Origin of the sequence: Serratia sp. 3ACOL1 (genome assembly GCF_003668775.1) — a bacterium.
Classification (GTDB): Bacteria; Pseudomonadota; Gammaproteobacteria; order Enterobacterales; family Enterobacteriaceae; genus Chania; species Chania fonticola.
Map to the genome: position 1 here is coordinate 5,569,288 of NZ_CP033055.1, position 12,937 is coordinate 5,582,224.

The 12,937-nt window shown below is 52.7% G+C and carries 15 protein-coding genes; all 15 read left to right on the plus strand.

The genetic code is table 11. The annotated features are described in order from the left end of the window. The first annotated feature begins 13 nt into the window (after nucleotides 1-13). Nucleotides 14-769 carry a fimbria/pilus periplasmic chaperone gene (locus tag D9980_RS25305; RefSeq protein ID WP_121608775.1) on the plus strand — a complete coding sequence of 252 codons (756 nt, stop codon included), beginning with the start codon at nucleotides 14-16 and terminating at the stop codon, nucleotides 767-769. A 74-nt stretch (nucleotides 770-843) separates the two neighbouring features. Further along, complete coding sequence (locus tag D9980_RS25310) at nucleotides 844-1,278, plus strand: fimbrial protein (protein ID WP_024530424.1); 435 nt, start codon at nucleotides 844-846, stop codon at nucleotides 1,276-1,278. Between the two features lie 14 nt (nucleotides 1,279-1,292). After that, nucleotides 1,293-1,775, plus strand: coding sequence for a fimbrial protein (locus D9980_RS25315; RefSeq protein ID WP_024530425.1), 483 nt, complete (start codon nucleotides 1,293-1,295; stop codon nucleotides 1,773-1,775). A 9-nt stretch (nucleotides 1,776-1,784) separates the two neighbouring features. Continuing rightward, nucleotides 1,785-2,315 (plus strand): fimbrial protein, encoded by a 531-nt coding sequence (locus tag D9980_RS25320; protein WP_121608776.1) that lies wholly within the window; start codon nucleotides 1,785-1,787, stop codon nucleotides 2,313-2,315. 68 nt (nucleotides 2,316-2,383) lie between these two features. Beyond that, a complete protein-coding gene (locus D9980_RS25325) occupies nucleotides 2,384-3,178 on the plus strand; it encodes a hypothetical protein (RefSeq protein ID WP_121608777.1) in 795 nt (264 codons plus the stop codon). Nucleotides 3,179-3,768: 590 nt separating this feature from the next. Continuing rightward, nucleotides 3,769-4,440, plus strand: coding sequence for a tyrosine-type DNA invertase (locus D9980_RS25330; protein ID WP_024530427.1), 672 nt, complete (start codon nucleotides 3,769-3,771; stop codon nucleotides 4,438-4,440). 401 nt (nucleotides 4,441-4,841) lie between these two features. Next, nucleotides 4,842-5,390 (plus strand): type 1 fimbrial major subunit FimA, encoded by a 549-nt coding sequence (gene fimA / locus D9980_RS25335; protein WP_024530428.1) that lies wholly within the window; start codon nucleotides 4,842-4,844, stop codon nucleotides 5,388-5,390. Nucleotides 5,391-5,468: 78 nt separating this feature from the next. Further along, nucleotides 5,469-6,011, plus strand: coding sequence for a fimbrial protein (locus D9980_RS25340; RefSeq protein ID WP_024530429.1), 543 nt, complete (start codon nucleotides 5,469-5,471; stop codon nucleotides 6,009-6,011). 125 nt (nucleotides 6,012-6,136) lie between these two features. Beyond that, nucleotides 6,137-6,805 (plus strand): fimbria/pilus periplasmic chaperone, encoded by a 669-nt coding sequence (locus tag D9980_RS25345; RefSeq protein WP_273543345.1) that lies wholly within the window; start codon nucleotides 6,137-6,139, stop codon nucleotides 6,803-6,805. 82 nt (nucleotides 6,806-6,887) lie between these two features. Next, a complete protein-coding gene (locus D9980_RS25350; protein ID WP_121608778.1) occupies nucleotides 6,888-9,527 on the plus strand; it encodes a fimbrial biogenesis usher protein in 2,640 nt (879 codons plus the stop codon). A gap of 22 nt (nucleotides 9,528-9,549) precedes the next feature. Continuing rightward, nucleotides 9,550-10,077 carry a fimbrial protein gene (locus D9980_RS25355; RefSeq protein ID WP_121608779.1) on the plus strand — a complete coding sequence of 176 codons (528 nt, stop codon included), beginning with the start codon at nucleotides 9,550-9,552 and terminating at the stop codon, nucleotides 10,075-10,077. A 15-nt stretch (nucleotides 10,078-10,092) separates the two neighbouring features. After that, nucleotides 10,093-10,599, plus strand: coding sequence for a fimbrial protein (locus D9980_RS25360; RefSeq protein ID WP_121608780.1), 507 nt, complete (start codon nucleotides 10,093-10,095; stop codon nucleotides 10,597-10,599). A 13-nt stretch (nucleotides 10,600-10,612) separates the two neighbouring features. Then, a complete protein-coding gene (locus D9980_RS25365; protein ID WP_024484138.1) occupies nucleotides 10,613-11,530 on the plus strand; it encodes a fimbrial protein in 918 nt (305 codons plus the stop codon). 66 nt (nucleotides 11,531-11,596) lie between these two features. Beyond that, a complete protein-coding gene (locus D9980_RS25370; protein WP_121608781.1) occupies nucleotides 11,597-12,262 on the plus strand; it encodes a response regulator transcription factor in 666 nt (221 codons plus the stop codon). Further along, nucleotides 12,259-12,873 (plus strand): helix-turn-helix transcriptional regulator, encoded by a 615-nt coding sequence (locus D9980_RS25375; protein ID WP_046808072.1) that lies wholly within the window; start codon nucleotides 12,259-12,261, stop codon nucleotides 12,871-12,873. The genes D9980_RS25370 and D9980_RS25375 overlap by 4 nt, the downstream gene beginning before the upstream one ends. Nucleotides 12,874-12,937: the final 64 nt, after the last annotated feature.

Here is a 12,937-nt window from a genome sequence, read left to right on the forward strand (position 1 = left end):
CGGAAAGAGACTGATGAAATTAACGACCACACATTTATTAACCGCTGGCGCATTGCTGCTGGCCATCTTTACCTCACAGGCTAATGCGGCGATTGCCCTGGATCGTACCCGGGTGATTTATAACGCTTCCAACAAGTCTGTCAGTATGAACGTCAGCAATGAAAACAAACACCTGCCTTATCTGGCCCAAGGGTGGATTGAGGATGAACAGGGCAATAAGATCACCAGCCCGCTGATCGTTCTGCCTCCGGTGCAGCGTATTGAGTCTGGTGCTAAAAGCCAGGTGAAAGTGCAGGGGCTGCCTGCTTTGCAGCAATTACCACAGGATCGTGAATCGCTGTTTTATTTCAACCTGCGCGAAATCCCGCCGCGCAGCGACAAGCCGAACACGCTGCAAATTGCGTTGCAGACACGCATCAAACTGTTCTACCGCCCACAGGCGATTGAACCGACCAAGGAACAGATGAGTACGCCGTGGCAGGAGAAAATGACGCTGACGCGCCAAGGCGATCGCTATGTGATCAACAATCCAACGCCGTATTACATCACCATCGTTGAGGCTAGCACCACTAAAGGTGGCCAGAGCGCCAAAGGGTTTGTTCCGTTGATGGTGCCGCCTAAATCTACCGCACCGCTAAGCGCCAGCGTCAGTGCTTTAGGTAGCGCGCCGGTGCTGACCTACGTGAATGACTTCGGTGGCCGCCCAGAACTTATTTTCCGCTGTGCGGGTGATACCTGTCAGGCAGAACCTGGCAAACGTAACTCATAGCCTACGCGCAACAGAGGTGAACTATGCCGTGGATAACGTCGACGGGACTTGCAGGTTTGATACTGGTTTTGGGCATGTCATCAGCCGTTGCTGCGACGTCCAACCTGACTATCTCGGGCAACATTTTACTGCCGCCACCCTGCGTGATTAACGGGGATCAAACCATCATGGTGGATTTCACCAACGAGGTGTTGACGACCCGGGTTGATGGTATCAACTACCGCCAGCCGGTGCCTTACACGTTGGAATGCTCGGCAGGTAATACCAACGCGTTAAAAATGCAGATCCTGGGCATAGACGCCGGTTTTGCCGGTGCTCTGCAAACCTCGAAAGGCGATCTGGGGATCGCCTTGTCGAATGACGGCCAGGCAATGCCAGTGAATAGCTGGCTGAATTTCACGCTGCCAAATCAGCCTGCATTGTTTGCCACCTTAGTGAAGCGCCCAGGGGGCACTCTCACCGCTGGCTACTTTACGTCGGTAGCCACGATGGTGGTCGACTACCAGTGAAACGGGAGAAAGGAATGAGATCGGTTGCAGGGATGTCACTATTGCTATCGTTTGCTCTGCTGGCCATAAGCCCGTTGCAAGCGGCAGAAAATATGGGCTTTAGCGGTACGTTGATTGAGCCACCCCCGTGCCAGGTGAACAACGGCAAAGACCTCGACGTGCCTTTTGACCGGATCGGCGTCAATAGCGTGGATGGGGTGAAGCACCGCAGGCAGGTTGATTACATATTGGACTGTTCGGCGGGCTCCGCCTGGAGCATGGTGCTGACGCTGATCGGCCCCGGTGCCGCCTTTGAGCCGGCAACGCTACAGACCAACATTGCCAATCTGGGCATCAAAATTTACCAGAACGGCGAGCCGTTTGAGCTCGGTACGCCTATCTCTATTGACCCACAAAATCCACCGGTGTTAGAAGCCGTACCGGTTAAAAAACCGGGCACTGAGCTGACAGAAGGGGCATTTGAAGTCACGGCGACGCTGCTTGCGGATTACCAATAAGGAGCTGATATGCGGCAAATACTGAGATCTCTCTGTGCCACCGTCGCTCTGCTAGCGCTGAGCCAGGGCGTTCAGGCGGCAAAGATGCGTTTACATGGCACGCTGGTGGCGGAACCTTGCATCATCCCACCGGGTGAGGAAACCATCCAACTGGATTTTGGCACGGTGATTGACAAACACTTGTATCACAATCAAAAAACCAGCAGTAGGGAGTTCAAACTGCACTTGAGCAACTGCGATCAGACGTTGGGCAAATCGGTGCAGGTCACCTTCACCGGGGTGGAAAACCCCGCCTTGCCGGGATTACTGGCGCTGGATGCCTCCAGCCAGGCGTCGGGCATTGGTATTGGTGTTGAGACAGAAAATGGCAATCCAGTGTCATTGAACCAGTTAGGCACTCATCGCTACCCGTTAGCAACAGGGGACAACTATCTGCGCATGATGGCCTATGTGCAAGGCGAGCCAGACGCGATTACCAACCGAACCATTAACCGCGGCCCTTTCAGTGCCAGCATGACCTTTGCATTGACCTATGACTAAGGGCTGATGCCGCTTGGCCCCTGTGAAGGGGCTAATGAGCAGCAGCGCAGAGCAATAAGGAACAAATAATGACGTTAATAGGAACAGCACTACTCAAAAAAACCGTGCTGATTGCTGGTCTGCTGATGCCTCTATATGGTTACACCGCCGGAATCGATGTGAGCTGGACGGGGCCAAAGCAACAGACCATTAGTGCCCAGCCTGATGGTATCGGTGGCTACACCACGTTGTGTAAAACCGGCAAGACAGTTTACTTTTACGCGATATTGAGTACCACCACGGGGATGTACCAACGAATGATTGCCTCCGCGCCGGGGGTGGCAAGCGGAAACTGTAGTGAAGTTTTGGCAAAAGTCCTCCCTATCACGTTTACATTGCAAGCCAATGAATTAAATTTCTTCGGGCTGGGTCAAGAAATTGGCAGACGCCCTGCGGATGGTCCGACTATGAACGTTTCTCTTGAACATAACAGCGGAACCGGTGATGGCTGGAAACCTCAGCTACCGCCAGGCCCCGCTTGTTCACTGGTTGGTACTTCGGTAGATATCAGCTATGGGGATATTCAGGCCGATAGTGTGCCAGGATTGAAAAAAAGCTCGGACTTGTACGTTAAATGCACGGCCAGCGCCACGGTTAAAGTCACGCTGGTCGGCTACACTTCTAGTGGTATCAAACTGCGTACGGATGGTTCACTGACGGCGGATGTGCTTGTGCGTGACCAGCCAGCCAATGTTGGCACCCTGGAAAAGATCGCGGCCAACCAAACGATGGCCGTACCCATCTCTTCGGTATTGAAGGTTAACGGTAATCTGGCGGGGGGCGCTTTCCGCGGCTCGGCAGTGATTAATGTGGATATTCTTTAACGTTCTCTCCTGAAGACGTCAGCCTGCGTTTTGTAGGCTGATATCCCCAGCCGTTACCGACCTGTTTCACAATCGACTGGCGGGTGGTTTTTATTACCGCTTGTCTGCCTTTCCTTTATCTGAACTTCCCAATCAATAAACCGGATGCACGTCATTAGCGAATGTATTACCGCTAAGGCTATGTGACATTCTGGCTGGTTAAAAATAATAGGATCAACAATTGATTAGCAAAATTGCGTGACGGAATTTTCATCTCATTACAAAATTTAAAATTCTATTTAGCTAATTACTGTCTAGCAGTGGTGGGTAAGATAAATCCTTACTTTGGCGGTAGGTAGCAGGTCTGCTCTGGCTTTGCTTACAAAACGCACTTTTGGTGAGATAAATCTTATGTTTATAGGGTGTGGAAAATAAACCTTTAAGTTTTTAGGGGCTTGTTGTTTTTTTAGTTTTAGCCAGTGGGTGAGTAAATCTATTTTTATTTGGTAATCCTTCATCACAATAGGCTATGCTTTAAACAATCTGTCAGCGACAGATTTTATTAATTCTTGAGCGAGTAATATCCAGCATAATTGCAATAGGAGTTTTTTGTGGCACAACGTAAATTTCTCACTCTCACTGAAGTTAACAATCTGATGAGTGCTGCCCGGAATAAACAGACCGGGGTACGGGACAGTTGCCTGATCCTGCTTGCCTTCCGCCACGGGTTTCGTATCAGCGAGTTGTTGAACTTGCGTTATCATGACCTGGAAATGATTGAAGGACGGATAAATATACGCCGGCTTAAGAATGGATTCTCTACCGTTCATCCTCTGATGAGTGATGAATGCAAGGCGATTATGGAGTGGAACCAGGTCAGGGCGCAGTGGAAGCCTGCCGTGGATCCAGAGATTGTTTTTATCTCCCAGCGTGGCACCCAGCTATCGCGCGGTCAGGCTTGGCGCATTATCCGTCAGGCTGGGGAACTGGCGGGCACCGCTACCCAAACGCATCCCCATATGCTGCGCCATGCCTGCGGCTATGAATTGGCGGAAAGGGGCACCGATACCCGCTTGATTCAGGATTATCTGGGGCATCGTAACATCAGGCATACCGTCCGCTATACCGCCAGCAACGCGGCGCGCTTTGTCGGGATGTGGGATCGTAAAGGATTGGTTATAAAGGATTTATTGGTAAATGATCAGGCGAAAGATGGAACAATTGGGGCTAAACTGTTCCTAATTCTTAAACGAAAGATAAGAATTTGCAATGCCCTGTATTAGAATATTCCTTGATCGAGATCTATCTAACTGAAAAATAAAGTTATATTTTTACCTCCGCAAATCGCTCTCTCCTCCCCTAAATTTTGGCCATTGCGCCAGCCCGCTGTTGCAAAATCAAAACACCTAAAAACACATCTCCCTAGTAATGGCAAAGCATTTAATTTCTTATTTTAAAGTTTAAATAATAAAAATAGTCAATTAATTCGATATTGATGTATTTACCGTTTTTTTATAGGGTGCAACAAAATAGCCCCAAATGTCTCATGTTGCTGGCGAAAACTGAACGGAATAGGGAGGTCCGGCCGTGAGTAGAAATGAAGTCTGTGCGGTTGCCCGCCAGGGGAATCGACCTCCACACTTTTTCATGGTTATGAAACATTATGTGTTCAAAGGAAAATAGTATGAAAATCAAATCACTGGTTGCTGGTATTGCCGCAGTTCTTTCTCTGGCTGGCGTCGCTAATGCGGCAACGGTTACTACCGTCAACGGTGGCCCTATCCATTTTAAAGGGGAAGTTGTTAATGCGGCTTGTGCCGTGGATGCCGGTTCTATTGGCCAGACAGTGCAATTGGGGCAGGTTAAAACGACTTCACTGGCTACCGCTGGTGATGTTAGCTCCGCTACCGGGTTCAACATCCAACTGAATGATTGTGATTCTACCGTTGCTACCCAGGCAGCTGTCGCTTTCAGCGGCACAGCGGTTAACGCCACTTATCCTACCGCGCTGGCCCTGCAAGGCTCTGCGGCGGGTAACGCAACCAACGTCGGCGTTCAGATCCTTGATCGCACCGGTACTGCGTTAGCGGTTGATGGCGCTACCTTCAGTGCGGCTACTACGCTCTCTGATGGCACCGTTATTGTTCCATTCCAGGCTCGTTATATCGCGACCGGCGTAGCCACTGCCGGTATTGCCAACGCTGATGCGACCTTCAAGGTGCAGTATCAGTAAGCTGAATTAGCTTATCAAGGATGATGATTACAGGCCAGGGAGGCCTGATTTTCAGCTACCGGAGGCAAGGAGTGTGCGATGTGGAGAATGGGAGCGGGGCTCCTGCTAACCCTGCTGTTAGCGGGGAAGGCCGTTGCTGACGATCGTTGGGAGGAACAACCTCTCGGTGGCCTGATGCGCTTTCAGGGTGAAGTGATCGCTGAAACCTGTTCGGTGGAAGCCGGAGATCGCAACTTGACGGTATCGATGGGGAATATCACCACTGACCGGTTTCGTATGCCTGGCGATGAGGCCGATCCAGTCCCCTTTGATTTACATCTGCAGAACTGCACTACCACGGTCAGTCGTAACGTGGGCGTGATGTTCCATGGCATGGCAGACAGCAATAATCCGCAGGTGCTTTCTGTTGGTGACGGGCCAGGTGTCGCCTCTGGCGTAGCCGTGGCGCTGTTTGACGACAGAGGCCGATTTATTCCACTCAATACTGCGCCGCGGTACTGGGTGCCGTTGCAAGAGGGGCCGGTGATCCTGCATTTCGTAGCGAAATACCGCGCCACCGGACAGCCGGTGAACAATGGTTTGGCTAATGCTCAGGCCTGGTTCGCACTGACTTATCAGTAGGCCTTGGCCGCAAGATGAATAGTAATAGCGCTGCGAATGCTTGGCCCTTGGCCACGCAGTGTTATGGAAGTCAGATCCTGATGGACGAGGTAAATGTGAGAACAATTTCTATGGTTGGAAAGGTGATGTCCGCGCTGCTGCTGTTGGCGGCGGGGCATGTGGGTATGGCAAACGCCGGAGTCGGCCTGGGCGCGACCCGGGTGATTTATCCTGCCGATCAGAAGCAGGTGACTCTGGGAGTCAGCAATAACGATGAGAAAAGCACCTATCTGATCCAATCTTGGGTAGAAAACGCCGATGGCCAAAAAGATGGCCGGTTGATTATTACGCCACCGTTATATTTGATGCAGGGAAAAAAAGAGAACACGCTGCGCATTATTGATGCGACGAATCAAAGCTTGCCGAAGGATCGGGAGAGCCTGTTCTGGGTTAACGTCAAAGCGATCCCCTCACTGGACAAATCACGCCAGGATGAGAACACCCTGCAATTGGCTATTACCAGCCGTATCAAACTGTTTTATCGCCCCAATGGGCTGAGTATTGCACCAGACAAGGCTCCGGAGCAACTGCGCTTTAAACGTAGCGGCAAAGAGTTGACGATCGTCAATCCCACCCCCTATTTCATCACGCTGAGCGAGTTGAACGCCGGCACGCGGCAGTTGGCAAACACTATGGTGTCGCCTATGGGTTCGACCAATGTGGCGCTCCCTGCCGATGCAGGCAGCACGATTTCCTATCGGACGATCAACGATTACGGTGCCCAAACGCCAGCATTCAAGGGTGTGATGCAGTAAGGCCTGGAGCCGCCACCCACTTCATCAAGCTATAACCAGATAAATCAGGCAGCCGGGCGACCTGTATCGAACCGGAGGGATCATGCTATACCTGAAAAACGGCACGGAAAGTCGCAGAGTGACAAACGATAACCACCAGGGTGCCCCCATCTTAAAGCTGACTTTAACGCCTTTGGCTTTGATGCTGTGGGCGCTATGTGGCGATGCATCGGCTCGAGCGGAAAATTACTTCAACCCTCGTTTTCTGGCTGACGATCCGGCGAAGGTGGCCGATCTGTCTGGATTCGAAAAGGGACTTGAGGCGCCTCCGGGTATCTACCGTGTCGACATTTATATGAATGACGGGTTTATGTCGACCCGGGATGTCTCTTTCCGGCCCGATGCCGACAACAAGGCCTTGGTGCCTTGCCTGACCCGCAGCCAATTGGCCACCATGGGTGTCAATACCCGGGCGGTCCCGGGAATGGCCATCTTGGCATCGGAAGCCTGCGTACCATTAACCTCGCTGATCAAGGAAGCCTCCACTGATTTTGACGTCGGGCGGCAGCGCCTGTCTATCAGTGTTCCGCAGGCTTACATGGGCAACTCTGCCCGTGGTTATATCCCGCCTGACCAGTGGCAAAACGGCATCACTGCCGGGCTGCTCAATTACAGCTTCACCGGCAGTAATGTCCGTAACAGCCAGTCGAGCAACAGCAATTACGCCTTCCTTAACTTACAAAGCGGCGTGAATCTGGGAGCCTGGCGGCTGCGGGATAATACTACCTGGAGCTACACCAGCGGCGGCGGTTCGAGCTCTAATCAAAACCGCTGGCAGCACGTCAATACCTACTTGCAGCGGGACATTGCGCTACTGCGCAGTCGCCTGACGCTGGGTGACGGCTATACCTCAGGGGACGTCTTCGACGGCGCGAACTTCCGCGGCGTACAGGTGGCGACGGATGACAATATGTTGCCAGACAGCCAGCGAGGGTATGCTCCCGTGATCCGTGGAATTGCCCGCGGCACCGCCAGGGTCACGGTCAAGCAGAATGGGTTCGAGGTGTACCAAACCACGGTGCCGCCAGGCCCATTTACCATCGACGATCTGTCTGGATCTGGCAGCGGCGGTGATTTGCAAGTCAGCATTCAGGAAGCCGACGGCACGGCTCAGGTCTTTACCGTGCCCTATACGTCGGTTCCTGGGCTGCTGCGCCAAGGGCAGGTGAGATATACGGTGATGGTGGGGCAGTATCGCAGCGGTAACGATCAGCAAGAAAAACCTACCTTCGGCCAAGGCACCCTGATGTGGGGGCTGGCCGACGGCTGGACGCTGTCTGGCGGGACTCAGCTTGCCGATCGCTATCGTGCGTTCAACCTTGGAGTGGCTAAAAACCTGGGCATTTTCGGCGCTGTGTCGCTTGACATCACTCAGGCTAGCGCGACTTTGCCGGATGACAGCACCCATCAGGGGCAGTCGCTGCGCTTCCTTTATAACAAGGCATTAAACGAGTGGGGCACCAACCTGCAACTGCTCGGTTACCGCTATTCAACCAGCGGCTATTACGCGCTGGGTGACACGACCTGGCGCCAGATGAGCGGCTACAAGGCGTCAACCGATGAAGGTATCGTCGAGCTCATTCCGAAACTCACCGATTACTACAATCTGGCCTACAACAAGCGTGGGCGGTTGCAGATGACGGTGACTCAGCAGGTTGGGGAAAATGGCACCTTTTATCTGACCGGTAGCCACCAGACTTATTGGGGGGTCGGTAAGGCGGATGAACAACTGCAGGCCGGTTTCAGCGGTACGTTGGAGGATATCACTTATACCCTCAGCTACAGCCTGACCAAAAATGCCTGGCAGGACGGACGCGACAATATGCTGGCCTTCAACATCAGCATCCCGTTCAGCCATTGGCTGCGTTCCGACAGCCAGTCCGCTTTCAACCGCTCCAGCGTCAGCTACAGCATGTCTGACGATCTGAGCGGCAGGATGACCAATCAGGCTGGGGTGTATGGCACGTTACTGGAGGATAACAACCTGAGTTACAACGTGCAGGCCGGTTACGCCGGAGGCGGAACGGGCACTTCAGGCGGGACGGGTAACACATCGCTGAACTATCGAGGGGCTTCTGGCAACGCCAACGTGGGTTACAGCCGCAGCAGTGGTACCAGCCAACTGTATTACGGGCTGAGCGGCGGCGTGCTGGCGCATGAGAATGGCATCACCCTTAGCCAACCGCTGAACGACACCCTGATCCTGGTCAAAGCGCCGGGGGCGGGGAACGTGTCGGTGGAAAACCAGAGCGGGATACGTACCGACTGGCGGGGATATGCCGTACTACCGTTTGCCATGGATTACCGGGAAAACCGCGTGGCGCTGAACCCCAATACGCTGGCAAACAACGTCGAGCTGGATGACGCGGTGGTCAGCGTGGTGCCGAATCATGGCGCGGTGGTGCTGGCTGATTTTAAAACCCATATCGGGCTTAAGGTACTGATGACGCTGACCTATAACGGACAACCGTTGCCATTCGGGTCGGTGGTGTCCTTCGATAATGGCCGCTCTGGCAGCATTGTTGCCGACGGTGGGCAGGTATATCTGACCGGGCTGCCGCCAAGTGGCGAGGTGAAAGCCAAATGGGGCGAGGGTGCGGGCGGGCAGTGCGTAGCGAGTTACCAACTGCCACCGGAAAGTCAGCAGCGTGCACTTAGCTATCTAACGGCAGTATGCCGATGACGCCGGGCGGGAGAGGCGAGCAATGAGAATACAACTTTATAGCCTGTGTCTGCTGGCGTTGTTTAGCACCAGGGTAGCGCAGGCTGCGGACAGCACTATCGCCATTAACGGTTACGTTAAGGACAATGCCTGCTCTATAGCGCCGGGGTCGCAAAGTTTTGTGGTGGATCTGATGAGTAATGCGGCCAAGCAGCTGCATCGGGTAGGGGCGACGACGCCGATGGTGCCGTTCAGCATCGTGCTCGATAAATGCGGCGGTTCAGCCATCGCGGTGAAGACGGGTTTCACCGGCGTGGCAGACAGCGACAATCTGACTTTGCTGAAAATCGACGGTGGGGCCGGTGCGGCAGCCGGCACGGGCATACAGATCCTCGATAACAACGGCAATGCCATTGCTCTCAATGAGCTCTCGAGCGGGTTGAACTGGTCAAATATCACCGCCGGGCAATCCAATACGCTGTATTTCTATGCGCGTCTGATGGCGACCCGTGCCCCGGTGACTGCCGGGCAGGTTAGAGCGACGGCAAACTTCACCCTGGAATTTCAGTAACCGGAGAAAAGGGCTATGAACATGAGCAAGCTGGTTCCGATCGCGGGGTGGTTACTGATGATGGTACTCCCCTTGGCGCATGCGGCAGATGTCAACATCACCATCAATGGCAAGGTGGTGGCAAAACCCTGCACGGTATCCACCGTGTCCACCACGGTAGAGCTGGGTGATTTGTATACCTTCAACCTGCTGGCGGTAGGTGCGACTTCGCCATGGCATGCGGTGACGTTGAACCTTACCAACTGCCCGGTGGGGACCTCAAAGGTAACCGCGACCTTTTCCGGCACGGCTGATAGCACCCGGAACTATTACGCCAATCAGGGCGCGGCCCGCAATATTGCGTTGCAACTGGCTGATAGCAACGGGGGGAATCTGCCCAACGGCAGTACCAAAGTCGTGGCGGTGAATGATGCATCGCTGGCGGCCAGCCTGGTTTTGCAGGTGAGGGCCATCACGCCCAGCGGCAATGTGACGCAGGGTTCGATTCAATCCCTGATCAACGTGACTTACACCTATTCCTGATGATGAAGAACATATGAAAGACTTAATCCGCGTATTTCTGAAATATCTCGGTGCAGCTGCGCTCTTGATTGGCTATTCATCCAGTGCTCATGCATTTGCTTGCCGAACGGCGGCCGGGGCGACCATCCCTATCGGCGGCGGCAGCGCCAACGTGTTTGTTGATTTGACTCCGCAGATCGGGGTGGGCCAAAACCTGATCGTTGATTTGTCCCGTCAGATCTCCTGCCGTAATGACTTTCCAGAGAACAGAATAGACTACGTTTCTCTGCAGAGAGGCTCGGCCTATGGTGGCGTATTGGCAAGTTTCACCGGTAGCTTTGTGTATGACGGTACTTCTTACCCATTCCCGACAACCTCTGAAACCAAGTCCGTTGTCTATAGAACCACCACTATGACGCCATGGCCCGCCGTGCTTTATCTCACGCCTATCAGCACTGCAGGTGGCGTGGCGATAACCAGTGGTTCTTTGATTGCGGTGTTAAATATGCACCAAACCAATAACGTAGGGGAATCGCATTCCTATATTTGGAATATCTATGCCAGCAATAGCGTGGTGATCCCTACTGGTGGCTGTGATGTCTCTTCCCGCGACGTTACCGTGAATCTGCCAGAATATCCGGGAACGGTGTCGATACCGTTGACGGTGCGTTGCGCCAAGAATCAAAACCTGGCCTATTACCTGACCGGGCCAACCACGGATGCCGCATCCACGATTTTTGCCAACACTGCCTCTGCACCGGTGGCTCAGGGAATTGGTATTCAGGTTGCCAACCGCAATGGCGCTATTCCGACCAACAGGAACGTCGCGCTAGGGACCGTCGGTAGTTCTGCAGTCAGTTTAGGTTTGACCGCCAACTATGCGCGCACTACCGGTCAGGTAGTGGCGGGTAATGTCAAGGCCGTGGTGGGTGTGACCTTTTTGTATCCTTGAATGTGCCTTTGAACGAGGCCTCAAGCCTGGGGGAACGGCACTAAACACGGTTATTTAGGAGGAAAAATGCAGCAGGCAAATCATCAGCAAGCTGAGCATGCGACAGCGGAAAGCCGCAAACGAATTTTGGTTGTCGAGCCATCCAGGATCAATTGGATCGGGCTGCAACGGTTACTGGGGGACGCGGGCAGCACGGAGTTAAGTTTTTGCCGGGTCAGTAAATTGACCGATGCCAAAAAGAAAGTTTATGAATTTAAACCTGATGTGATCTTGTTTAGCTCATTATCTCGTGGCACTGACTATCTGTCGTTATTATCCTTTTTGTCAGATATTGCCAGTTATCATCATAAAACCAACTCGGTGATCTGGTTGCAGCATGATATGGCCTGGATGGTGCAACTTCTCCATGCTTTCGGCGTAGATACGGTATTGATCGATCCGGTTAACCTTTATCAAATCACCCAATGTTTAGGCAGCAATCAGACTGACAAAGCGCCCAAAAATGCGGCTTTATTAGGTAAGCAGGAAAGATTAATTGCTCTGGCCTTACTGCGCGGGCGTAGTGCCACGGCTATCGCCAATGTGACCGGCAAAGATGTACGCACCATCAGCACGCAGAAGAAATCGATCATTAGAAAGTTACAGATGACAACCAATGAGGAGCTCTACCTGCTGGCGGGTAAGCTGGTTTATTTAACCAAGATAAACGGACTGAGTGGTGAGACTCGATGAAAAAAATAATGATTATGCATCCCTGCATTGTTACCTGGCATGGTTTGCATCAGTTATTCAGGCGCAAACTGCCCGACGCTGAGATCGTACCGGCACACTCCATCTATGATTTGGTATTTAATGATGATTTATCTGATGCCGATCTGATCGTCAGTGAGCTCTATGGCCTGAATGAAAATATCACTATGGGGGCGAAGCTGCTGTCATTTGTTCAATCGGTCAGGCAGGACAAACCGCTACTGATTATGACTGATGTGCCAGGAAAACAGGTGTTGGGTTGCCCGGGTTACCTGCCTGGGGCATCCTATATTGCTTTATCAGAAGATATTCGTCAGCTAGTTAATCAGGTTGATCAGGTTCTGGCTGGCAAGATTGTTATCAGTCCGTCTCTGCGTAGTGAACAAGGGGCTAGTTTGTCTAATGCCGATGCCAGACCTTTTTCCCGCTCGGAAATAAAGGTTTATAGCTTATTGCAAGAGGGCTTCAGTATTTCGCAGATAGCGAAGAAGATTTCCCGCAGCGTCAAGACCGTGAGTGCGCATAAACGCAACATGATGGGCAAGCTTGGCATTGAGAGTGAAGTCGAGCTCTATGCCTGTTTTAATCAATAGCCCTATATCGGCTATTACTACCGCCGGAGTTCGCTGATGACAGCGATCCCCGGCGGTAGTAAAG